The sequence below is a fragment of the uncultured Methanobrevibacter sp. genome (assembly GCF_902774605.1).
Taxonomy (GTDB): Archaea; Methanobacteriota; Methanobacteria; order Methanobacteriales; family Methanobacteriaceae; genus Methanocatella.
The window spans coordinates 45603-68921 of record NZ_CACYJE010000006.1 but is presented as its reverse complement, the minus strand read 5'-3'; the positions used below and the strand labels follow the sequence as shown (position 1 = coordinate 68921).

The following is a 23319-nucleotide window of genomic DNA, read 5'->3' as shown; positions in this document are numbered from 1 at the left end:
AAGAATGTTTGTTGTACACGGTCACATTGCTTTAAACGGTAAGAAAATCAACTCACCAAGTTATGTGGTTTTAGACGGTCAAGAAGATGAAATCGGTTTCTACCGTTCTTCACCTGTAGCTAAACAGATCGAAGAGTACAACAAAGGTAAGGATAATAAAGCTAATACAGAAGAATAAAGGGTGTAACTATGGCAAAAGATGAAAAATGGGGTATAGCTAATATTTACTCATCATTCAATAACACTATTATTACTGTAACAGACATTACTGGTGCTGAAACCATTTCACAATGGTCTGGTGGAAAAGTTGTTCGTGCAGACAGGCAACAAGCTTCACCGTTCGCAGCAATGGCTGCAGCAACTAGAATCGCTGATGATGCTAAAGAAAAAGGATTTGTTGGATTACACATTAAGGTTAGAGCTCCTGGTGGAAATGGACCTAGAAGTCCAGGACCTGGTGCACAAGCTACTATCCGTGCTTTAGCAAGAGCTGGAATTAAAATAGGAAAAATCGAAGATATCACTCCTATTCCTCACGACGGTACTGGAAGACCTGGTGGTAAAAGAGGAAGAAGAGTATAAGCGGAAGGGTTTAATATGGAGATAGAAGTAAAAAGTCAAAGCGATAATGAAATGGTTTTCATTGTTCGTGATGCAGAAGTGCCTTTTGTTAATGCTATTAGAAGATGCGCAATGGTTAATGTGCCTAAAATAGCAATTGAAGATGTTAATATTGTGAGAAACGATTCCGCAATGTTCAATGAGGTGCTTGCTCATAGGCTTGGTTTAACTCCTTTAGTCTCTGATTTGGACGCTCTCGAAGGCATGCTGTTGCCTGAAGATGACGGTTGGGCATATGATGAAGAACACGAAACCTGGGCGGACAACTGCAGGAAAGGTATTCTTTTCGAATTGAAAGAAATGGGACCTAAGGTAGTTTATTCTAAAGATTTGAAATCTTCTGACTCAAAAATTAAACCAGTATACGACACTATACCTTTAGTAAAACTCAAAGAAGACGAACAGATTGATATTGAAGCGGTGGCAAAAGTCGGATACGGTAAGGACCATGCAAAATGGATGCCGACTACAGTATGCGCCTACAAACAATATCCTGAAATAACATTCAATGACGATGTTGAAATCGACTACGATTGTGCTCAAGCATGTCCAAGAGGCATATTGAAATCAGACAGGAGATCCAAAAAGATCAAGATCCTCGACATTGAAGACTGCGCCATGTGCAAAAGCTGCGTAAGGGCTTCAGACAACGGATACATCAATGTTGGATTCCGTCCAAACGATTTTATTTTCAGAATCGAAACTGATGGTGCAATGCCTCCTAAAGAAGTTTTATTAAAAGCTTGTGACGTATTAGGTGAAAAAGCGGATAAGTTTATCAGATTTAGTGAAGAAGGAGGAAGTAAATAATGGTTAAGAAAGTAGTAAAAACAAATCCTAACCTTATTGAACTTATTAATAAACTTTATGAACAATCAAGAAATGAAGATGCAGCTATTTGGAAAGATGTTGCACAAAGGCTTGAAAGGTCTAACAGGAGAACTGCTGAAGTAAATTTATCAGACATCGCAAGATACGCTGAAGAAGGCGAAACTGTTTTAGTACCTGGTAAAGTTTTATCAAATGGTGATTTGGAAAACAAAGTAGATGTTGTAGCATTAAAATTCTCAGCAAAAGCACAAGAAAAGATCGCTAGTGCTGGTGGAGAATGCATCTCAATTGAAGAAATTATGGAAAGTAATCCTAGCGGATCAAACATCAGGATTATGGAATAGGGGATGTGTGTTATGATGATTATAGACGGAGAAGGATGCGTTTTAGGAAGATTAGCTAGTATCACTAGTAAAAATCTCTTAGAAGGCGAAGAAGTAGTAATTCTTAATGCTGAAAAGATCATGTTAACCGGTAACAAGGATTGGGCTTATGCTAAATACAAACAAAGAGTCGACAGGGCAAGTATCTCTAACCCTCGTGACTTAGGTCCTAAATACCCAAGAAGGCCGGACGACATATTCAGAAGAACTGTAAGAGGAATGTTACCTTTCAAAAAATCCAAAGGTAAAACAGCATTCAAAGGCTTAAAAGCTTTCGTTGGCGTGCCTGCTGAATATGCTGATGCTGAACTCACTTCAGTTCCTGAAGCAGAATACAAAAATATTAAAAAAGGTATCGAATTAGGAGAAATCTCCAAACTTTTAGGAGCTACCTTTTAGATGAGTAAGGTGTAATTATGGTTAAAGTTATTCATACTAGTGGAAAACGTAAAACAGCTATCGCAAGAGGTACTGTTCGTGAAGGAACTGGTAAAGTAAGAATCAACAAAGTTCCTTTAGAACTTTATTCCCCTGAGCTTGCTAACTTAAAATTACAAGAACCATTAACCTTAGCTGGAGACTTAGCTAATGAAGTGGATATCAACATCCATGTTATTGGTGGAGGAGTAATGGGTCAAGCTGAAGCTGCACGTATGGTAATTGCAAAAGGACTCGTACAATGGTCTCAGGATATGGATTTAAAAGATAAATTCACTCACTACGACAGAACCATGTTAGTAGGTGACCCAAGACGTTCAGAACCTAAAAAATACGGTGGTCCTGGAGCAAGAGCCCGTAAACAAAAAAGTTACAGATAAATTCTGTACCTTTAAATTTTATTTAAATTAAAAAGATGATATAAATGATTCCTATAAGATGCTTAAGTTGCGGAAAACCTGTATCAGCCTACTTTGATGAATACAACAAAAGAGTAGCTGCTGGTGAAAAGTCTAAAGATGTTTTGGATGATTTAGGTTTAACTAGATACTGTTGTAGAAGAATGTTGATTTCCCATGTGGAAACCTGGGAATAGACTAAATGTTGTAGGGATATTTTTTGATAAAACTATAATCTTGGTAAAATAAATGCCTAAAAAATGGAAGTAATATTTATGGATGTTAATAAAAAATTAACAAGGTTTGAAAGAGCTAGGCTTCTTGGTGCTAGGGCAATTCAAATCTCAATGGGTGCTAGGCCCTTAGTGGAAATCAAGGACTCATTGGATCCTATTGACATAGCATATGAGGAACTCAAAGCTGGAGTTTTACCATTAGATGTTATTAGAGATGAATAGATTTTATCTATTTCTCTTTAATTATTTAAAAAAAATAGTAAATACCAATATGGCTCTATAAAGAAACTTACTGATTTTTTCAAGATATAGGTCGATTGGTAATAAATTGAATTGACACTGAGGTGTTATTTTTGGATAGTATAATAGAAGACGTCCGAGTTCGCAAGATTTTGGACAGCAGGGGAAATCCTACCATCGAAGTTGATGTGAAAACTTGGGGTGGTTATGGCAGGGCTGCTGCACCAAGCGGAGCGAGTACCGGTTCAAGAGAAGTAGTATCATTTCCGAAAGGGGGAGTGGATCTGGTAGTGAGTGAAATGGAGGATTTAATCACTTCAGAGCTCATTGGAATGGATGCATGCGATATTGCCACTATTGATGAGGTGCTCAGGGAAATTGATGGAACAGACAATTTGGCTGCCATTGGCGGCAACACCACTGTTGCTATATCCATGGCTGTTGCTAAGGCCGCTGCTGCATCATACAACATGCCGTTGTATCAGTATCTTGGAGGCAGTTTGGTTAATGAATTGCCGTATCCTTTAGGTAACATGATGAATGGCGGTGCTCATGCAGGTGTTAATGCTCCGGATATCCAGGAATTCCTGGTTGTTCCTATTGGGGCAACTAATATGGTTGAGGGAATTTTTGCAAATGCTTCTATTCACAAAAAATTGAAAGAATTGATCCAGTCTAAAGACAAGGCCTTTACCGGAGGTAAGGGCGATGAGGGCGGATGGGTGCCTAACATCACCAACATCGACGCTTTGGAGATTCAATCCCAGGCATGCGAGGAAGTTGGCGATGAGCTCGGTATTGAAATCAGGCCCGCTTTGGACATGGCGGCATCCGAATTATGGGATGCGAATGAGCAGAAATACGTTTATGCTCAGGATGATATCAAGCGAGACACTGGCGACCAGATTGATTTCGTAAAAGATATTATTGATACTTATAAAATGTTTTATGTAGAAGACCCATTTGATGAATCAGACTTTGAGGGATTCGCTCAATTGACCTCCAAGGTTGGGGATAAATGCCTAATCTGTGGTGATGATTTGTTCGTAACCAACAAGGAGCTTTTAGCTAAGGGAATTGAAATGAATGCTGCTAATGCAATCATTATCAAGCCTAATCAAATCGGTTCATTATCTGAAACTCACGCTACCGTCAAACTGGCTAAGGAGAATGGTATTGTGCCTGTTGTTTCCCACAGGTCTGGTGAAACTACTGATGAAACTATTGCCCACTTGGCTGTTGGATTTAACTCTCCAATGATTAAGACAGGAGCCATTGGTGGTGAAAGGATAGCTAAACTAAATGAGTTGATTCGCATAGAGGAAGAACTTCCAAATTCAAGAATGGGTAAATTCTAAAAAAAAGTTTTGGAGATTGAAAATTATGTCAAAAGTAATTCTTGATTACGATAAATGTGATGGTGCTGACTGCGCAGAATGTGCTGACGTTTGCCCAATGGAAGTATTAGTTCTTGAAGGAGATAAGATTACTATTAACAATCCTGAAGAATGTAGTTATTGTGAAGTATGTATGGACGTTTGTCCAAACGAATGTATTAAAATTGAAGATGATTTTTAAATTGTAGGTGAAAATATGGTAAATGAAGAACTTTTAATAGACTTAGACAATTATTTAGCTGCTGGATTACACATCGGTACCCAGCAAAAAACTAGTGACATGGAAAAATACATATTCAGAGTAAGATCTGACGGTTTATACGTATTAGACATTCAAAAAACCGATGAAAGAATCAGGCAAATCGCAAAATTACTCGCTAAATATGACCCAGATGACATTTTAGTAGTGGCTACCCGTCAATACGGTCAAGCTCCTGTTAAAAAATTCGGTGAATTAACCGGCGCTAAAACCATTCCTGGTAGATTCATCCCTGGTACTTTAACCAACCCTAATTACGCTAAATTCATTGAACCAAAAATCATTGTAGTAACTGACCCAAGATCAGACGCACAAGCTATCTTAGAATCCAAACAAAATGGTATTCCAGTTATTGCATTATGTGATACTGAAAACTTACTCAGTTTCGTTGACATTGCAGTGCCTGTAAACAACAAAGGTAGAAAAGCTATCGCTTTAGTTTACTGGTTGCTTGCAAGACAAATCTTAAGAGAAAGAGGAGACATCCCAGAAGACGGTGACCTTGATATTGATGCAACTGAATTCGAACTTAAATTCTAAGTGAGTTAACATGTTAAGACAACCTGCTGTTGCTGGAGCATTCTATCCAGAAGACCCTGAAACTCTAAAAAGGCTTATTGAAAGCTGTTTTTTAGATGATTCAGGCGTAGGATACATTCCTGAATTGAATTCATTTAAAGGTAGAGAGTATCCTATCAACGTTATGGTTCCGCATGCAGGTTATCAATATTCTGGTGCAATAGCCTCAAAAGGTTATTGTGAAATCGTTAAGAATGGTTTTCCTGAAGTTTTTATAATTTTAAGTCCAAACCATACCGGATACGGTAGCGAGATTTCAGTCTTTAATGAGGGTGAATGGATTACTCCATTAGGCAGTGTTGAAGTCGATGAGGAATTTGCTGAAGGCATAATTGAGTTTTCAGACATTGCTTCTGCCGATTTCACCGCTCATATTCGTGAACACAGCATTGAAGTTCAGCTACCTTTCCTACAATATTTTTCTGCTGATTTTAAGATAGTGCCTATAACAATAGGCAATCAAAATTTTGTCACTTCAAACGATCTCGCCAATGCGATTTTCGAGGCGGGAAACAGGTTAAACAAGTCATATTGTGTTATTGCAAGTACTGACCTGTCTCATTTTAACACTCACGAAAGGGCAAACAAGGTTGACGGTTTTGTTCTTGAGGACATTGGTGAAATGAATGAGTTCAAACTGTTTGAAGAGGTTGTTCAGTACAATATTACCATGTGTGGTTATGGTCCTGTCATGACCACAATTTCACTTTCAAAGCGTTGTGGCAAAACCGATGCTGAGATTTTGGCTTATGGGACCAGTGGGGATGTAACCGGTGATTTTACTTCAGTGGTTGGTTATGCTTCAGGTGTTTTTAAATAAGGTGTATTTATGATTGCTAAGGCTTCTGCTCCGGCTAAAACTATATTATTTGGTGAACATTCCGTAGTTTATGGTGAACCTGCTATTGCAGGTGCCGTTAACAAAAGGGCATATGTTACCGTTAAACCGTCAGATAATGATGCAACTATTTTCAGGGCTCCTGACATTGGTTTTGAAGCGGAACTGCTGACAAAACATAAGAAATACATTTTATTGAAAGGAAAACCAGGTATTATTAGATATATTTTAGAAGCTCTTTATAAGGTTCACGACCACACTCCAATCGACATCACATTGAATTCAAACGTTCCTATCGGTTCAGGTTTGGGTTCATCAGCAGCCGTTACCGTGGCTACTCTCGCTGCATTATACCGTTACCATAATATTCGTTTCAATAAGAAATCCCTTGCTCATGACGCGCATATGGTTGAACAGGCCGTTCAGGGTGTTGCAAGTCCTCTGGACACTTTGGTTTCCACTTATGGTGGACTTGTTTACTTGTCAAGGAACAAGAAGGTTGAGCATTTCAACGTCAATTTCAACGTGCCTTTTGTTGTCGGATACACTACCAAACACGGAAATACAGGCAAGATGGTTAAGGGTGTCAAGAATCTTAAGACTAGAAATCCGAAGATTATCAATCCTGTCATCACTTCAATGGGCAACCTGACCAACTATGCCAAGCAGGCAATCTTGAAGAGGGATTTTGCCAAGATCGGTGAATTGATGAATATTAATCATGGTTTTCTTGATGTTTTAGGGGTCAATACTTTGGAATTGTCCCGTATGGTTTATAATGCAAGGGAAGCTGGTGCAATAGGTTCCAAGACCACCGGTGCAGGTGGAGGGGGCAGCATAATTGCGCTTTGCCCGGGCAAGGTTGATGAGGTTGCAGAGGCAATCAGTCGTGATGACAATATTTTAAAGATTAGGTTTACACGTAAAGGAGTTTCTTCAAGGGTTTACAAGTGATTAAATGATTATTTTAAAGATTGGCGGAAGCATCTTGACCAATAAGGATTCAATTGAAAGTGAAGTGGATGCCGCAAGCCTTAAAAGAATCGCATCAGAGATAAAAAGGTCTTTTGACAATTCCTCTAAGGAACTGATCATTGTTCATGGTGCAGGTTCATTCGGACATCCCCCAGCTAAGAAACACAAGATTGGGGAGGCTTTTGATGAGTCACAATATCCTGAGAAAAGATTGGGCTTTTGTGAAATACAAAATGAGGTCAAAAGGCTGAACATGTTTGTCTGTGAGGCATTCATCAGGCAAGGTTTGCCCACAATTGCAATTCCCGCTTCAAGCTTCATAACCGCCAATGACAAAAGAATAACTAAGGGCAATCTTGATTTGTTTAAGAGGTACTTAGGCAAGGGTTTCATTCCGGTCATTTATGGGGATGTTGTGCTTGACGATGAATTGGAGTTCTGCGTCATTTCAGGCGATCAGATCATCCAGTACCTGTCAGTTAATTTGACCCCTGACAGGGTTATTTTGGGAACAGATGTTGATGGGGTTTACAACAAGAATCCTAAAACACATGAGGATGCGCTATTTTTTGACAAGTTCACATCACTTGAGGATTTGGACACTTTGGAAGGAACTACCAATGTGGATGTGACCGGCGGTATGGTCGGCAAGATTAAGGAACTTTTATATTTAGCAGATTTAGGAATTGAATCTAAAATAATAAATGCTGAAGTTGAAGATAATATTTTCAAAGTGCTAGAAAACAAGGAAGTTAAAGGAACTGTAATTTCAAGGGGAAATTAATATATGATTTCAGATAGAAAATTAGAGCATTTATTAATTTGTGAAAATTATGACGTTGAGTTTAAGGACAAGACTACCGGTTTTGAGGACATTGAACTGATTCATAATGTCCTTCCTGAAATAGACAAGAACGATATCGACTTGTCAACCGAAGTCTTCGGTAAGAAGTTAGACTCACCTTTATTCATAACCGCCATCACTGGCGGTCATCCTGCAGCCAAAGATGTCAATAAGCAATTGGCTATTGCTGCAGAGAATAATGGCATTGCTTTAGGTGTTGGCTCTCAACGTGCAGCTTGTGAGCATCCTGAATTGGAGGACACTTACACTGTTGTTCGTGAAAACGCACCGGACTGTTTGCTGGTGGGCAATATCGGAGCGCCACAATTGAACCTTGCAGAAAAGGCAGTGGAGATATTGGATGCGGATATTCTTGCAATTCATCTGAATCCTCTTCAGGAATCAATTCAGCCTGAAGGGGACCTGGATGCAAGAGGATACATTGACATGGTCCATCAAATCACTGAAAGCGTTGATATTCCAATATTGGCGAAGGAAACAGGCTGCGGAATATCTGGCGAATCAGCGAAGATACTGGTTGATGCAGGCGTTGACTTTATAGACATTGAAGGTGCCGGAGGAACCAGTTGGGCTGCCGTTGAAACATACCGTGCAGATGACAGGTATCTCGGTGAAGTGTTCTGGGATTGGGGAATTCCAACAGCGATAAGCACTGTGGAAGTAACCAATGCAGTCAATGTTCCGGTCATTTCATCCGGAGGAATAAGAACAGGTCTTGAAGCCGCCAAGGCTATTGCCCTTGGTGCTGATGCAGTTGGCATGGCATTGCCATTTCTTAAAAATTGCGCTTCTCAGGAAGCATTAAACACATTTATTAATAGATTTAATGACTCACTAAGAATTGCTATGTTTTTAGTTGGAGCAAATAACATTGAAGAATTGAAACAATCTAATCTGGTCATTCGCGGAAAAACAAGGGAGTGGCTAGATGAGAGAGGTATTAACACAAAAGTTTATTCAAGGAGATAAAACATGAGCGTTGAAGTTATCGCTATTGGGGGATATCAGGAAGTCGGGAAAAACATGACTGCTATCCGCATAGGTGAAGATGTTGTTATTTTTGATATGGGAATTCACCTCGACAGGATTAGCATGCACGAGGACACTGATATCGACAGAATGCATAGTTTAGACTTGATTGAAAGGGGAGTTATTCCGGACGACACATTGATGAAGGATGTCGATGGTAAGGTTAAAGGAATAGTATTCTCTCACGGTCACTTGGACCACATAGGTGCGGTTGCCAAATTGGCTCACAGGTATGATGCACCATTGATCGGAACTCCTTATACTGCGGCATTGATTGAAAAGCAGATTAAAGGGGAACGCAAGTTCAAGGTAAACAACCCGATTAAAGTCTTAAACCCTGGAAGCAAGGTGAAGCTTTCAAAAGACATAACACTGGAATTCGTACAGTCAACACACAGTATTCCACAAGCTGTATTTCCAGTATTGCACACTCCGGAAGGAGTCATAGTATATGCATTGGACTTTAAATTTGACAATCATCAAAAGGTATCACCGCCGCCTGATTACAAGAGACTAAGGGAATTGGGCAGGAAAGGTGTGCTTGCATTGATAGTTGAAACAACCAATGCCAAGAATTACGGTGAGGTGAAGACTCACTCCGAAAGAATCGCAAGAAACATCCTGGAAGATGTTATGAGAGGACCTTTGCATGAGAAGACCGGTATGATTGTCACCACATTCTCATCTCACGTTGAGCGTGTGCAGGCCATAGCTGACATTGCAAAGAAAAGCCATAGGGAAATATTCTTCCTTGGCCGTTCAATGGAAAGGTTCTGTGGAATTGCACAGAAATTGGGAATTTTGAAATTGCCTAAGAACGCAAGCATCTACGGCTCTCCAAAGGCAGTGAACAGGGCTTTGATGAAGGCCGATGAGGACCGTGCAAACTACCTGCTTGTAACTACAGGCCACCAAGGTGAACCTGACGCATTGCTTCCAAGGATTGCCAATGGAAGAACTCCATTCAACATCAAGAAGGGAGACAATATCATTATTTCAGCACCGATCATTCCAAACCCTACAAATGCCGCTAACAGGCACATCATGGAGAGGAGATTGAAATTGAAGGGTGCAAGAATCTATCCTAATGCTCACGTTTCCGGACACGCAGGAAGGGAAGACCACAGGGAATTCCTGAGAATGCTGAAGCCTCAGCATATCATACCTGCCCACGGGGACTTATCAATGCTTGCGGCTTATGCTGAACTAGCGGAAGAGGAAGGATACAGAATCGGATATGACATTCATATCCTAAGAAATGCTCAAGCACAAGTTTTTAAAAGTTAAAAGAGGGATATAATGAGTGATGTAAAAGAAGTACTCGGAAATTATTTAACCGACATTACAAAAACAATTGAAGAAGAATTATCCGCAATTACTCCAGATAATCTTGCAGAAGCATCCGTTTATCTTACAAGAGCTGGGGGAAAAATGTTAAGGCCAGGTTTAACATTGATAACTGCTGAAGCTGTTGGAGGAGAACGCAAATCCGCTCTTAAAGCTGGTGCGGCTATCGAGTTGATCCATACATTTTCACTTATCCACGATGACATCATGGATCAGGATGACATGAGAAGGGGAATGCCTTCAGTCCACAAGGTTTGGGGCGATGACGTTGCAATTCTTGCAGGGGACACATTATTCTCTAAGGCTTTTGAGATAATCATCCGTTCCGAAGACACCAGTTCAGAGCAGAACAACAAGGCTTTGGCCACTGTTGCTGATGCATGCGTTAAAATCTGTGAAGGTCAGGCATTGGACATGGGCTTTGAGGAAAGGTTCGATGTGACCGAGGACGAGTACATGGAAATGATTTTCAAAAAGACAGGTGCACTTATTGCAGCCGCAACTAAAGCAGGCGCAATCATGGGTGGAGCTGATGATGAAGTCATTGATGCAATGTATGAATACGGCAGATTGATAGGTCTTGCATTCCAGATTCAGGACGATTACCTTGACCTTGCCTCCGATGAGGAAACATTAGGCAAGCCGATCGGTTCCGACATCGGCAAGGGCAAGATGACTATCATTGCAATTAAGGGTTTGGCCAGTGATGATTCCGGAAGATTGCTTGAAATCTTAAAAGCTGAAAACAATTCACCCGAAGAAGTGGATGAGGCCATTCAATTTTTAACAGATTGCGGAGCCATTGAATATGCTCGCAATTTGGCTTTGGAATCAGTTGACAAGGCTAAAGAAGTGCTTGAAATATTGCCTGACAATGAGTCTAAACAAGTGCTTGCAGACATTGCTGATTTCGTACTTGGGAGAAGTTCCTAAACTCTCTCATTTATTCTCTTTTTTTTAAAAAATTAGTGATTCCATGCAGAACATGGAATCAAAAACTCGGGTATTAATACACTTTTTATGTCAGTCGAGATTTGAAATTTCTATTTTTAAAGTAACATGTTTTTTTTCAAAGAAGTGAGTATTTGGATGAATTTTTGAAAACGCCAAATAGAAATTTCCGTGTTTGGGATAATGCCTAAGCACTATCAAATATTGTTATGTTACTCTTTTTATTTATGATTTTTCTTTGATTTGAGGTCAATTTTTCATTCTCAAAACAATATTTCACTCCCAAACAATAAATTATTTAAATGTTTTATACACAATTTATATTCATGAAAGGAATAATTGGAGCAATATGTGGGGATATTATAGGGTCTCCCTATGAATTCCACTCAATCAAAACAAAAGAATTTGATTTATTCAATAACCGGTCACAATTCACTGATGACACTGTTATGACACTTGCAATAGCCAAATGGCTATGCGAGGATAAGACCTCAAAAGACGTTCTGATAGATAATCTTAAGTTTTTCGGCAATCAATATCCCAATGCAGGCTACGGCGGAAGATTCATCAAATGGATTTTCGACGAGTCATCAAAGCCATACGGCAGCTGGGGAAACGGTTCGGCGATGAGGGTTTCACCATGCGTATGGGCTGCCGACTCATTTGAGGAAGCACATGAGCTTGCAAGGCTATCCGCCATTGTCACCCACGATCATCCCGAAGGAATCAAGGGGGCATTGGCAACAGCAGATGCAATCTACCTTGCAAGGGCAGGCGGAACCAAGGATGAGATTAAAAATCATGTCGAAAGGGAATACGGCTATAACTTATCCGTTCCTCTAGATGAGATTAGGCCAATCTACAATTTCGATGTTTCATGCCAGGGCAGTGTCCCTGAGTCCATAATATGTTTTTTAGAGGCTGATGACTATGAAGACACTATCAGAAACACTGTTTCTCTTGGCGGTGATGCAGACACTCAAGCGGCCATTGCGGGAAGCATTGCCTCTGCATATTGGGATGTTCCTCAAAATATTGTGGAGGAATCCGTGATGCGTCTGGATGATTTCCTTTTGGACGTGTTCATGGAATTTGAAGAGAAATTCATGTTACAAAACATTTAAGTATATTGAACATCTATGTTTAACATGGAGTGAATATATGAGAAATAGAATAATATTCAGTTTTATTATTCTTTTAACATTATTTTTATCTATTTGTGCAATATCTGCAAGTGAAAATGCAACTTGCGATAATTTGACTTCCGCTGATGAGGACAGTGATATGGAATTGCTGTCAGTCGGTGATGTTGAAGACAATGCTGATGCGAACAAGTCATCAACCGAGATTTCAGCGGAGGATAAAGTGTCATATGTTGATTATGAGGACACCTTCACAGTCAAGTTGACTTCCAACGGAACCGATTTGGCAAACAAGTCAGTCATAATCACTTTGAATGATGAAAAGTATAATAAAACAACTGATTTAAATGGGCAGGTAAGCATTAAATTCAAGCTTAAGGCCGGAGTTTACAATGTCACATATTTCTTTGACGGTGATGAGAACTACACATCTTCAAACGGGACCTCCACACTTACCGTGAAATCCGATTTGAAGACTTCACTGAACCTCATCGATAAGAATACCAATTACTGTGAAGGCATATTGGCTGTTTTCCAATTGAAGCTGGTTGACATTTACGGCAATCCCGTCGCTTCCAAAAGCGTCAGGATCAAGGTAGCCGGAAAAACCTATACTGCAAAGACCAATTCAAAGGGCGTTGCAACATTCTACGTTTCACTTAAGAAGGGGACAAACACTCTGCAGTATTATTTTTACGCTAATGGACAATACCTGGAGTCATCCGACAGCAAGACCATTGTCGTCAAGTCCAAACTATCCAAGGGAAACGGATACTGGGTCAACAAATGGTCCATGAAGAAGGTTAACCTTAAAAAGCTTTCCAAAAGGGGAACCAAGCACATATTCCTGCTTCACACAGTATTTGACAAGTACGGCAAGAACACCGTCTTGAAATGGATCAAGAAAGCCCACAAGTATGGCATGCAGGTTCACATTTGGATGTCCGTTTTCTACAAGAACGGAAAGTTCGTTCATGCATCCAGCAAGAAGGGAGCCATTAACTATAAGCATATTAACAAGATAATCAAGAAGGCCAAGTATTACGCCGGATTCAAGGAAGTTGATGGGATACATTTCGATTACACCCGATTCGGTGGCAATGCTCATAAGTACAAGAATGCCGTTAAGGCAGTGAATTACTTCATTGAGAAGGCCAGCCATTCAGTAAGGGATGTTCATCCTGGAATCATTGTTTCCTCGGCGGTCATGCCGGAGCCTAGTTCCATGAAGAAGTACTATGCGCAGGACATCTCAACAATGTCCAAGCATCTTGATGTTCTTGTCCCGATGATTTATAAGGGCAATTATCATGCCAGCTCCAAGTGGATCAAGAAGATTACCAAGCAGTTCGCCAAGAAATCCAAGGGCGCTAAAATCTGGGCTGGGCTTCAGACCTACAAGTCAGATTCAAACATTAAGAAACTGTCCTACAAGGCATTGATGAAGGATGCCAAGAACGCTAAAAAGGGCGGAGCCGCTGGCGTTGTATTGTTCCGTTGGGGCTTGTCCGCATTGCTGAACTTTAAGAAATTATAATTTCTTCTCTTTTTTCTTTTTTAACTTTTTCAACTGGTTCATGAACCTTTCATCATAGTTTCTGGATATGTCCTCGTACTTGTTCCAGATTCCGATTGCGGTTTCAGGTATGACGTTTCGCTTGTCCTCGGAGAACTTGGTGTAGGTGTGCATCATCTCTTTTGAGTCGGATATTATCAGCTTCACGAATGGGATGTCTGCCTTTTGGATGTTTATGTCATTTTCCGCAAACAGTCCGATGATGTCGTATTCCTCATTGTTGATGTAGCATGTCGGCGATGCGAGGATGTTTATTTTCAGGTCTGTCCTGTTTTTCAAGGCTTTCACAAGGGATTCTCCCTCGTTTTCGAATAGGAATCCTATTCTCATGTTTATTGACTTTTTCGCCCTTTTAATGATTTCAAGTTCCTGGGCTATGATTTTTTCAACGCCGTATATTCTCCATATAGGTGCCTGCACCTGGCTCATGCCGTTTTCATAAATATAGGTCAGCCTTGTTATCGTGTCGTCAATCTCACTGTTCACTCGTTCCCTTTCACGCCCCAATACTTCCACGGGTGACTTGACATTGTATGTCAGGGGTCTTCCGTCCTCCACGTCAATGTAGTTTTTCTTTGCCAATTCCTTTAAAACGTCATATATTTTGCTTCTTGGGATTCCGGATTCTTCGGCTATTTCGCTTGCTGTTGATGAGATTAGTGAAGTCAGGGTGACGTATGCCTGGGCTTCATACATTGTGAGCCCGATTCCTTTTAGTACTGATATGTTTTCATCCATGCTATTTGTTCTGTAATTCCCAATATATATTTGTTACTTTTCACCCTTGCAAAGTGACAAAATATTTATATATGCTTCAAATCAACCTATAATTATAACTATTTAAAGAGGTTATTATTATGGCAGACGGATTAGATATGTTTTGTTATCAATGTTCCCAAACCGCTAAAGGTACCGGATGTACCGTAAGTGGAGTTTGTGGTAAGAAACCAACCGTAGCAAGATTACAGGATAACTTAATCTTCACTATGAAAGGAATAAGTGCATACAACTACAATGCAAACGCTTTAGGAAAATTCAACCCTGAAATCGATGCATTTTTAACCAAAGGATTATACACTACACTGACCAACGTCAACTTTGACGTTAACGACCTCGTGGCACTCGCACTCGAAGCAGGTAAAGTGAGCGTTGACGTGATGAGATTGCTCAAGGACGCACACATAGAAGCATACGGCGAACCACAACCTGTGGAAGTTAAAGTCGGAGCACAGGAAGGACCAGCAATCATCGTAACCGGTCACGACCTAAAGGCATTGGAAGAATTATTAAAACAGGTTGAAGGAACAGACATCAAAGTCTACACCCACTCAGAAATGTTGCCAGCACACGGATACCCTGGACTCAACAAGTACGAAAACCTTGCAGGACAATTAGGAGGAGCATGGCACGACCAAAGAACCGTATTCAAAAAATACAATGCAGCAATCGTTGGAACCAGTAACTGCGTACTCCCAGCACTGGACGCATACAAGGAAAGAATGTTCACAATGGATGTAGCAAAACTCGAAGGCGTAAAAACCGTGGAAGACTACGACTTCTCCGAAGTAATCGAATGCGCAAAATCCCTCGGATCCCTCGAACCTGAAGAACTGACCACTATCACAACAGGTTGGAGTGCAGGAGCAATCGTCGAACACGCCGACAAAATCAAGGAACTTGTCCTCGACGGCAAAATCTCCAGATTCTTCGTAGTCGGAGGATGTGACAAGGCAGCAAAACACAACGACTACTACAGGGAATTCGTGCAAAACCTGCCTAAAGACACAGTCATCCTGACACTCGCATGCGGAAAATACAAATTCAACGACCTTGACCTTGGAGACATTGAAGGAATCCCAAGACTACTGGACGTAGGTCAATGTAACGACACTATTGTAGCTGTGGATGTTGCACTGGCATTATGCGACTTATTTGACATGGAATTGAACGAATTGCCATTGACAATCGTCCTCTCCTGGATGGAACAGAAAGCAGCAGCAGTGCTCTGGGCATTATTATACCTCGGAAAAACCGACATGTGGCTCGGACCGGTGCTCCCTGCATGGTGTAACGATGACATCATAAGTGTTTTAGTCGAAAACTACAACCTCACTCCAACCACTGGAGATGCAATAGCTGACATTAAAACAATTATGGGAGAATAGGCGTATGAGTGAAGATATTAAAGCAAAAGCTTTAGAAATCCAAACTTTAGTTGAATATCAGGACGACACTGTAGTCAGCCGTGAAGTAATCAAAAAGGAACTCGGTACAGTAACATTCTTTGCCTTCGATCAAGGACAGGGATTGTCCGAACACTCAGCTCCTTTTGATGCGATGGTTCAAATAATCGATGGTGAAGCTGAAATAACAATTTCAGGTGTTAAGCACACTGTCAAGGCAGGTGAAATAATCATCATGCCTGCAAACGAACCGCACGCGCTTCAGGCAGTGAACAGTCCATATAAAATGATTTTAACCATGATCAAATCTGATTAAATTCATTTAAAAGGAGTATTGTCGGGTGAAAACACACTCGATAATAACTTTCTACTTTTTAAAGGTGATTTTTTTATGGCGTGGCGTTGTATTGTATGCGATTACATTTTTGAAGGCGATGAATTGCCTGAGGACTATGTTTGCCCGTTATGTGGCGTTGGCCCTGAACAGTTTGAAGAGGTTAAAGATTAACTTCACCATTTTTTCCAGAACATTATCGGTTCATCTATATTTCACAAATAAAATATTCTTTTTTCAATCATTTCTTTTATTTAATAATAAAAATGATTGATATTTTAACTGTTTTTTACAATAATCATAAAAATAATTAATCATTATTTTAAGTAAATGATGGTTTCAAATCGTCCGATATTTTCAAAATTTTCATAGTTCCAATTCGCAGGTGCTGAACAGGACAGCTTTCCCTGCAAGAAAAACCTTGTCGTCAACTACTCTGCAATACAGGATTCCACTACGCTTGGAAGCCTGATAAGCAATGATTTCATTCTTATTTAACCGTCCGGACCAGTAAGGTGCAATATGACAATGCCCCGAACCGCAAACCGGATCCTCGGCAATGTTCAATCTTGGAGCGAAAGACCTTGAAACACAATCATGACTCTCGCCTTTGGCAGTAATGTGCACCAGCAATCCGTCCAACTTCTCCAACTTGTCCAAATCCGGCTTGAAACCGACAACATCATCAGCACTCTCAAGAACGCACAGCAAGTCACGTGACCTGTAAACCTCCCGGGGCATGACTCCCAATGCATCAATGATTTTGCCTGTGATTTCAACCTCCTCAAGTTCATAAGCGGGAAACTCCATTTCATACAGTTCGCCATTTCTTGTTATGATTAAATCAACATCATCTTTTGTCTTGAAATGAACCTTTGGAGTGTCCTCGTAGAAATTGAGTATCACATAAGCAGTTGCAAGGCTTGCATGGCCGCAAAGGTCAACCTCGCCTCCAGGAGTGAACCATCGGATATGATAATAATCATCAGCTTTAACTGCAAAGGCGGTTTCAGATAAGTTGTTTTCAACAGCAATGTTCTGCATCAGCTCATCGCTAATCCACTCGTCAAGTATGCAGACCGCTGCTGGATTGCCCTTAAACAGTTCTCCTGTGAATGCATCAACAATGTATTGTCTCATTTCTTCCACCAAATCATGATCCAATCGGCCTTGTCCTTGACATTAAAGTACTTGCCGTTTTCAAAAGTGAGTATCCTTTCCAGATAATCTCTTAATAATTCTTTTTCTTCATCACTGTACAGGTCAAGGCGGAACTTGCCGTTGTCCATGGCCTCATCAATGCTTTCATATTCCCGATAATTGTTCAAATCAAACCTCTCGACATTCGCATAGATTCCTATGTTGAAGAGTATGTTGAAGAAATAATTGTAATCCGGAAAATCCTCGGTCTTGATTCCAAGCTCCCTATCGAAATCCTTCTCGATTTTCTTGTTTTCCGGCCCGAAAATGGTTATGAAAACATACTTGTTGGCTATCTTGTCCAATTCACATAGCACTTCCTCAATGGGGATGATTCCATTCAGGGACCTTGAACACACCACAACGTCAACATCGCCTATTTCATCATAACTGATTTCCTCAATGGGCTTCAGGATGGTTTCAATGTTGTCAATATCATTTTCGCCTGCTCTTTTTTCAAGATACTCCAGCATTTTAGGGGAGGAATCAATCCCAATGACTCTTTTGACCCTTTTGGCAATAGGTATGGTCACTGACCCTTCGCCGCAGCCCACATCAAGGACAGTGTCGTTTTCATCAAGGATGAGCTTGTCGAACAATGCTATCTGATAGTCCTCCTTGCGTGTGCGCTTAAAGAATCCAGGCGCCGCCTTATCCCAATCCTTGTCCTTTTTGCCTTCAAGCTTTTCAGCCCAAAATGCAGTCCAGTCAACATCATTCGGGTTTTCAATACATTGTCTCATGGTATCACTTAAAAATCTTTTCTCATTGAAATGACAGTGTTGTCATCTTCAAATCCTTCAATGTTTGCAATCTTATGGTAATTCAGCTTCTCATATAATCCGATTGCTGGAAGGTTATTTTTACCGGTTATGATGAATGAATGCTTGTATCCTTCTTGTTTTGCATTCTTCTCCAGTTCCTTGAGGAGTTCGGATGCGATGCCTCTTCTGCGGTATTGCGGTTTAACGTAAACCCTCTTGAACTCAACGCTGTCATCACTCATGACCCTGTAGCTTGCGCAAGCCACATTGGTGTTGGAGTCAATGAGCAGAATCACCACATGGGGCTTTTCAAGGCTGTTGTACTCATCATACCTGGACAGTTCATCTCCGATGCGGCGATAGTATCCCTTGTCCAGTTCCCTTACAAGCTCAAGAAACCTCTCATCCTTTTCATCAGTAACGACAGTCTTCATTTTATAATTGTTTTCCCGGTCAATACGTTCTGGTAATCCTCATAGTTTTCCTTCAAAAGCCTTGGAATGTCCAGTTCATAAGGGCACTTGTCCACGCATGCGTAGCACTCGATGCAGTCCTTAGTGCCTTCCATAATCTTCTGTGTCCTCTCGTCCATGTTCGGCTCTGTTGGAAAGCGCCTGATCCATAGTGACATTCTGGCGCAGAGGCTGATGTTGATGTCTTCAGGGCATGGCATGCAGTATCCGCAGCCACGGCAGAAATTGTCTCCAAGCTCTTCCTTGTCATGCTCTATGTCTTGCCTCAGTGAATCGTCGATAATCATGTCCTGAGGGTATGAGAGGAACTCTTCAAGCTCGCTCATATGCTGTATTCCCCAGATTGGTAGGACATTGCTGAACTGGTTCATGAATGCGAAGCTTGCCTTTGCATTCTTAAGCAATCCTCCACCCATCGCCTTCATTGCAATGAAACCGACATCCAGTTTCCTGCATTTCTCAACAAGTTCCAGCTCCTCCTTTCCGCTTAGATAGGAGAATGGGTACTGCAGGGTTTCATACAATCCGCTGTCAAGTGCCTCATGGGCCAATGTGACCTTATGGGTGGTGATTCCAATGTGCCTGATTCGGCCCTCTTCCTTTGCCTCAGCCATTGCTTTTGCAAGCTCATCGCCTTCCTTTGGGCAGAATGAAATGTTGTGGTGCTGATACAGGTCAAGATAATCTGTTCTCAACTCCTTGAGGGTGGTTTCCAGGTCATTCCAGAAATCCTCAGGTGTTTCCGCTGCTGTTTTTGACGCTAGATAAATGTTGCTTCTCACGTCTTCGAATGCCCTTCCCAGCTTCTCTTCGCTGTCGGTGTAGAAACGCGCAGTGTCGTAAAAGTCGACTCCTGACTCGTATGCCCTGTTCAGTATTGCAATGGAGTCATCCATGTTTCTTCTCTGAATCGGCAGTGCGCCGAATCCTATCTTGTTCACTTCCAAATTTGTTTTTCCAAGTCTCACTTTATCCATAACCGTTCATTTTTAAAATAACATATAGAATTAGTATGATAATCAGTATTATGATTGATGTTCTGGCGGAGAAGAATCTTGTCCTCTTGAATTCCTTGTCCTTGACCTCTCCGGTTTTCATGATTCTTTCCTTTTCAAAGGAGCATTTCTGATAAATCTTTTCAATGTCGTTAGGCAACCTGCCGTGCTCGTTAAGCATGCTTATGGTCTTGTTGAGGTACTTGACTGCCTCCTGGTCATCGCCAAGGTTTACGCAGCAGAACGCCGCCTTGTAGTTGAAGTTGGTTTTAAGCTCCAGCTCATCATCATTGAGCTTGCCCTCATATTGGATGCAGTTCTTGAAGCATTTCAATGCTTCCTTATACTCCCTCAACTCATACAGCGCATCCCCTTTGGCGTTGAATGCGATGAGTGTGTCCTCCTGCAGCAGGGACTTTTCAAGGTATTCGAGGGCTTCACGGTTCTTGCCGGTCTTTTGAAGCATCTGGCCCTTGTACAGGTCGCTCTTTTGGTCCGAACCGAACTGGTTCTCATAGGAATTCACTCCCCTCAGGGCATCATCATACCTTTTTGCCTGTATTAAAAGCTCCACCCTTGCCATTATAAGCTCTTTTTTGGATATTCGGGGTTTTTCAATCTTGCTGTATGATGAATACCTGTCCTGTGCCTTGTCCATATAGGTCAGGGCCTCATCTATATGGCCCTTGTTGAACCTTGACATTGCCTTGTCGCATAATGCGTTGATTGAGCGTGGCTGCCTTTCAAGGTACTCGTCAAAGTACTTCTCGCCGTAATCCCCATTGTCATGGGTGGCGTCGTAGTACTGGTAGTAGATTCCCTTCTCCTCAAGAGCAGGCAAGTAATCGTTTTCAATCAGCAGGTCCAGAATGCCAATGTATGATGCAACATCATCTTTCCCGTGTCTTTTCCTAGCTAGTTTAAGAGCTTCCTTTTCATTACCTTCACTAATATATTGCTTTGCTGTTTCAACATATTCGCTCATTGTACCATCCTATTTTTTTTAACTAAACTCTTAATTAAAATACTCTCACTATATTTATATATTTTTAGTTAAATAAATAATAATACTTATTTTATTAATGATTTAAATTGTGATGATTAAATGAATGATTTAGAAGAAATTATCTATAGGCATGCTTTACTCAATGCAGCCAAACATAAGGGATCCGCAAATCCCGGTGCTGTAATGGGTTCAATCATGTCAAACGAACCTGAACTCAGAAGCAGGGCAAAGGAAATAGGTCCAATGTCCGGTAAAATCGTGGCACAAGTCAATGCATTAAGCCCTGAAGAGCAGCAGGCTGAAATGGAAAAGCTGGGTGTGGAAGTTCAAGAGAAAAAACCGAAAGCCAAGGAAAAAGGCCTTCAGGAGCTTCCGGGAACACATGAAAACATCGTGTTGAGATTCGCACCAAACCCAAGCGGACCGCTGCACATCGGACACTCCCGTGCAGCAGTGCCTAATGCCGAATACGTTAAAAGGCACAATGGAAAACTGATTTTAAGGATAGAGGACACTGACCCTAAAAGGGTCTTTGAACCAGCGTATGAGATGATTCCTGAAGACCTGGAATGGCTTGGAATCAATCCGGATGAGATAATCTATCAGTCCTACAGGTTCGACATCTATTATGATTACGCACGCCAGCTCATCGAGAAGGGTGCAGCCTACATGTGCACATGTGACGGCGGGGACTTCAAGGAATTGAAGGACAACTGCAAGGCATGTCCATGCCGTGACAATACCGTTGAGGAAAACCTTGAACTGTGGGAGAAATTCGACACCATGCAGGCGGGCGAAGCCGTTCTTCGCGTAAAGACTGACATTGAGCATAAGAACCCTGCAATCCGTGACTGGGTTGCAATGAGGCTCGTTGACGAGACCCATCCAAGGCTGGGCAACAAGTACAGGATATACCCTATGATGAACTTCTCAGTGGCTGTGGATGACCATCTTATGGGATTGACACATGTGCTTAGGGGAAAGGACCATCTTGCAAACACCGAAAAGCAGAAATACCTATATGACCATATGGGCTGGGACGTTCCAGAATACATCCATTACGGCCGATTGAAAATGGAGGACATTGCACTCAGTACTTCAAAGGCGATGGCTGGAATAGAGGATGGAACCTACAGCGGATGGGATGATCCAAGGCTCGGTACCCTGAGGGCTATTGCAAGGCGTGGAATCGACCCAAGAACCATCTACAATCTAATCACTGAAATAGGCGTCAAGATGGCTGACTCAGCAATCAGCTGGAAGAAAATCTACGGATTGAACCGCAATTTCCTCGAACCGGTTGCAAACAGGTACTTCTTCTGCGAAGACCCTGTTGAAATAACTGTTGAAGGATACTCTGATGGTAAAATGGACATTGAAAGGCCATTGCACGCAGACCACCTTGACCGTGGAAACAGGCACTTGCAGTTTGACGGAACCGCATACCTTGCCAAATCAGACCTTAAGGATGGCATGTTCAGATTGATGGATGCCGTCAACGTTGATATTAATGGGGATGCTGTCGCATACCATTCAACTTCATTTGAGGATGCACGTGAAGCCAAGGCAAGAATCATCCAATGGGTGCCTGTTGATGAGAATGTAAACGTAAAAATAGTCATGGATGACGCATCCGTCAAGACAGGTCTGGGAGAATCAGCATTGAAGGACTTGAAGGTCGGCGACGTGGTGCAGTTTGAAAGAGTAGGATTTGCACGTCTCGACGAGATTGCCGGCGATGAACTCGTATTCTACTATGCCCATAAGTAGGTGATTAGAATGACCATGTTTACAAACGGGTTTTCAACACTTCAGATGCCTAAGGACTTCGAGCCGGTCAACGCCAAGGACGAATTCACCGAGCTCTACCTGGTGAACACTAAAATCCCAATGTCAATCAAGTTTTCAACAACCCCTACACTGGTGGGGCTTCCAGACATTCGCGCAGACATCGAGAGGAATGTCGTGAACAATGAGAAAATCACTGTGATCAATTCGGATTTCATCGTCATCAACGACAATATCTACTATATGATAATATCATCATTCAACGATGGTGAAAACCAGATGAGACGCAATGAATTCCTGTATGTGGAGGACAACAACCTCTACATTTTCGAATTCACCTACCCTTATGCTGATAGGGAATTGGATGATTTCTATTTAAACATTATTCGCTCTTTGAAAATCAGTGTACCGAAGTATATTGTTGAGAATGGCGAATACAGAATAAATCATGAATAATTTTAAAAAAAAGAA

General features: G+C 41.4%; 30 protein-coding genes. 24 read left to right on the top strand and 6 right to left on the bottom strand.

The genetic code is table 11. From position 1 onward, the window contains the following. The 19 genes from QZU77_RS02710 to QZU77_RS02620 all read left to right on the top strand — a co-directional run. Positions 1 to 178: S4 domain-containing protein (locus tag QZU77_RS02710; protein ID WP_295599651.1), on the top strand; the 178-nt coding region annotated here is incomplete at its 5' end. 11 nt (positions 179 to 189) lie between these two features. After that, positions 190 to 582, top strand: coding sequence for a 30S ribosomal protein S11 (locus QZU77_RS02705; RefSeq protein WP_069574667.1), 393 nt, complete (start codon positions 190 to 192; stop codon positions 580 to 582). 15 nt (positions 583 to 597) lie between these two features. Next, complete coding sequence (locus QZU77_RS02700; RefSeq protein WP_295599644.1) at positions 598 to 1431, top strand: DNA-directed RNA polymerase subunit D; 834 nt, start codon at positions 598 to 600, stop codon at positions 1429 to 1431. Next, positions 1431 to 1796, top strand: a complete 366-nt coding sequence (locus QZU77_RS02695; protein WP_295599641.1) for a 50S ribosomal protein L18e — start codon at positions 1431 to 1433, stop codon at positions 1794 to 1796. The genes QZU77_RS02700 and QZU77_RS02695 overlap by 1 nt, the downstream gene beginning before the upstream one ends. A gap of 15 nt (positions 1797 to 1811) precedes the next feature. Beyond that, positions 1812 to 2234, top strand: a complete 423-nt coding sequence (locus QZU77_RS02690; RefSeq protein WP_295599648.1) for a 50S ribosomal protein L13 — start codon at positions 1812 to 1814, stop codon at positions 2232 to 2234. Between the two features lie 17 nt (positions 2235 to 2251). Further along, positions 2252 to 2653, top strand: a complete 402-nt coding sequence (locus QZU77_RS02685; RefSeq protein ID WP_295599637.1) for a 30S ribosomal protein S9 — start codon at positions 2252 to 2254, stop codon at positions 2651 to 2653. Between the two features lie 44 nt (positions 2654 to 2697). After that, positions 2698 to 2868, top strand: coding sequence for a DNA-directed RNA polymerase subunit N (locus QZU77_RS02680; protein ID WP_042694539.1), 171 nt, complete (start codon positions 2698 to 2700; stop codon positions 2866 to 2868). Positions 2869 to 2931: 63 nt separating this feature from the next. Next, complete coding sequence (locus tag QZU77_RS02675) at positions 2932 to 3129, top strand: DNA-directed RNA polymerase subunit K (protein WP_295599632.1); 198 nt, start codon at positions 2932 to 2934, stop codon at positions 3127 to 3129. A 131-nt stretch (positions 3130 to 3260) separates the two neighbouring features. Continuing rightward, complete coding sequence (gene eno / locus QZU77_RS02670; RefSeq protein WP_295599629.1) at positions 3261 to 4505, top strand: phosphopyruvate hydratase; 1245 nt, start codon at positions 3261 to 3263, stop codon at positions 4503 to 4505. A gap of 25 nt (positions 4506 to 4530) precedes the next feature. Next, a complete protein-coding gene (locus QZU77_RS02665; protein ID WP_295599626.1) occupies positions 4531 to 4725 on the top strand; it encodes a 4Fe-4S dicluster domain-containing protein in 195 nt (64 codons plus the stop codon). A gap of 15 nt (positions 4726 to 4740) precedes the next feature. Further along, positions 4741 to 5343 carry a 30S ribosomal protein S2 gene (gene rpsB, locus QZU77_RS02660; protein WP_292792411.1) on the top strand — a complete coding sequence of 201 codons (603 nt, stop codon included), beginning with the start codon at positions 4741 to 4743 and terminating at the stop codon, positions 5341 to 5343. Positions 5344 to 5353: 10 nt separating this feature from the next. Continuing rightward, complete coding sequence (locus QZU77_RS02655; RefSeq protein WP_295599621.1) at positions 5354 to 6202, top strand: MEMO1 family protein; 849 nt, start codon at positions 5354 to 5356, stop codon at positions 6200 to 6202. Positions 6203 to 6211: 9 nt separating this feature from the next. After that, the gene (mvk, locus tag QZU77_RS02650; protein WP_295599618.1) at positions 6212 to 7174 is read left to right on the top strand and encodes a mevalonate kinase; all 963 of its coding nucleotides are present in this window, start codon (positions 6212 to 6214) and stop codon (positions 7172 to 7174) included. Positions 7175 to 7178: 4 nt separating this feature from the next. Further along, the gene (locus tag QZU77_RS02645) at positions 7179 to 7979 is read left to right on the top strand and encodes an isopentenyl phosphate kinase (RefSeq protein ID WP_295599615.1); all 801 of its coding nucleotides are present in this window, start codon (positions 7179 to 7181) and stop codon (positions 7977 to 7979) included. A gap of 3 nt (positions 7980 to 7982) precedes the next feature. Next, the gene (gene fni / locus QZU77_RS02640) at positions 7983 to 9029 is read left to right on the top strand and encodes a type 2 isopentenyl-diphosphate Delta-isomerase (RefSeq protein ID WP_295599612.1); all 1047 of its coding nucleotides are present in this window, start codon (positions 7983 to 7985) and stop codon (positions 9027 to 9029) included. 3 nt (positions 9030 to 9032) lie between these two features. Next, positions 9033 to 10376, top strand: coding sequence for an RNase J family beta-CASP ribonuclease (locus QZU77_RS02635; protein WP_295599609.1), 1344 nt, complete (start codon positions 9033 to 9035; stop codon positions 10374 to 10376). 12 nt (positions 10377 to 10388) lie between these two features. Then, positions 10389 to 11369: a short chain isoprenyl diphosphate synthase IdsA gene (gene idsA / locus QZU77_RS02630; RefSeq protein ID WP_295599606.1), complete on the top strand. Its 981-nt coding sequence runs from the start codon at positions 10389 to 10391 to the stop codon at positions 11367 to 11369. A 344-nt stretch (positions 11370 to 11713) separates the two neighbouring features. Next, the gene (locus QZU77_RS02625; protein WP_295599603.1) at positions 11714 to 12511 is read left to right on the top strand and encodes an ADP-ribosylglycohydrolase family protein; all 798 of its coding nucleotides are present in this window, start codon (positions 11714 to 11716) and stop codon (positions 12509 to 12511) included. A 37-nt stretch (positions 12512 to 12548) separates the two neighbouring features. Further along, positions 12549 to 14066 (top strand): putative glycoside hydrolase, encoded by a 1518-nt coding sequence (locus QZU77_RS02620; protein WP_295599600.1) that lies wholly within the window; start codon positions 12549 to 12551, stop codon positions 14064 to 14066. On the opposite strand, the gene QZU77_RS02615 is transcribed toward QZU77_RS02620, so the two are convergent. Beyond that, a complete protein-coding gene (locus tag QZU77_RS02615; RefSeq protein ID WP_295599597.1) occupies positions 14061 to 14843 on the bottom strand; it encodes a TrmB family transcriptional regulator in 783 nt (260 codons plus the stop codon). The two genes, QZU77_RS02620 and QZU77_RS02615, sit on opposite strands and share 6 nt — an antisense overlap. 119 nt (positions 14844 to 14962) lie before the next feature. Here QZU77_RS02615 and hcp point away from each other — a divergent pair, with 119 nt between their 5' ends. The 3 genes from hcp (at position 14963) to QZU77_RS02600 (ending at position 16796) form a co-directional block, all read left to right on the top strand. Beyond that, positions 14963 to 16270, top strand: coding sequence for a hydroxylamine reductase (gene hcp, locus QZU77_RS02610; RefSeq protein WP_295599594.1), 1308 nt, complete (start codon positions 14963 to 14965; stop codon positions 16268 to 16270). A gap of 4 nt (positions 16271 to 16274) precedes the next feature. Continuing rightward, positions 16275 to 16604, top strand: coding sequence for a cupin domain-containing protein (locus tag QZU77_RS02605; protein ID WP_295599591.1), 330 nt, complete (start codon positions 16275 to 16277; stop codon positions 16602 to 16604). 75 nt (positions 16605 to 16679) lie between these two features. Continuing rightward, positions 16680 to 16796 (top strand): rubredoxin-like domain-containing protein, encoded by a 117-nt coding sequence (locus tag QZU77_RS02600; protein WP_295599588.1) that lies wholly within the window; start codon positions 16680 to 16682, stop codon positions 16794 to 16796. A gap of 192 nt (positions 16797 to 16988) precedes the next feature. Here the strand turns inward: QZU77_RS02600 and QZU77_RS02595 are convergent, their stop codons facing one another. The 5 genes from QZU77_RS02595 to QZU77_RS02575 are packed head-to-tail and all read right to left on the bottom strand — an operon-like array spanning position 16989 to position 21039. Next, a complete protein-coding gene (locus QZU77_RS02595; RefSeq protein ID WP_295599585.1) occupies positions 16989 to 17762 on the bottom strand; it encodes a PhzF family phenazine biosynthesis protein in 774 nt (257 codons plus the stop codon). After that, positions 17759 to 18565, bottom strand: a complete 807-nt coding sequence (locus QZU77_RS02590) for a class I SAM-dependent methyltransferase (RefSeq protein WP_295599581.1) — start codon at positions 18563 to 18565, stop codon at positions 17759 to 17761. Before QZU77_RS02590 ends, QZU77_RS02595 begins: the two co-directional genes overlap by 4 nt. A gap of 8 nt (positions 18566 to 18573) precedes the next feature. Further along, on the bottom strand, positions 18574 to 19020 hold the full coding sequence (locus QZU77_RS02585; protein WP_295599578.1) for a GNAT family N-acetyltransferase: 447 nt from the start codon (positions 19018 to 19020) through the stop codon (positions 18574 to 18576). Continuing rightward, positions 19017 to 20036, bottom strand: coding sequence for an aldo/keto reductase (locus QZU77_RS02580; RefSeq protein ID WP_295599574.1), 1020 nt, complete (start codon positions 20034 to 20036; stop codon positions 19017 to 19019). Before QZU77_RS02580 ends, QZU77_RS02585 begins: the two co-directional genes overlap by 4 nt. Beyond that, positions 20029 to 21039: a tetratricopeptide repeat protein gene (locus tag QZU77_RS02575; RefSeq protein ID WP_295599570.1), complete on the bottom strand. Its 1011-nt coding sequence runs from the start codon at positions 21037 to 21039 to the stop codon at positions 20029 to 20031. The genes QZU77_RS02580 and QZU77_RS02575 overlap by 8 nt, the downstream gene beginning before the upstream one ends. A gap of 120 nt (positions 21040 to 21159) precedes the next feature. Between QZU77_RS02575 and QZU77_RS02570 the strand changes: the two genes are divergently transcribed. Together QZU77_RS02570 and QZU77_RS02565 are read left to right on the top strand one after the other, a co-directional pair. After that, a complete protein-coding gene (locus tag QZU77_RS02570; RefSeq protein WP_295599567.1) occupies positions 21160 to 22830 on the top strand; it encodes a glutamate--tRNA ligase in 1671 nt (556 codons plus the stop codon). Between the two features lie 9 nt (positions 22831 to 22839). After that, positions 22840 to 23304 (top strand): hypothetical protein, encoded by a 465-nt coding sequence (locus QZU77_RS02565; RefSeq protein WP_295599564.1) that lies wholly within the window; start codon positions 22840 to 22842, stop codon positions 23302 to 23304. Positions 23305 to 23319: the final 15 nt, after the last annotated feature.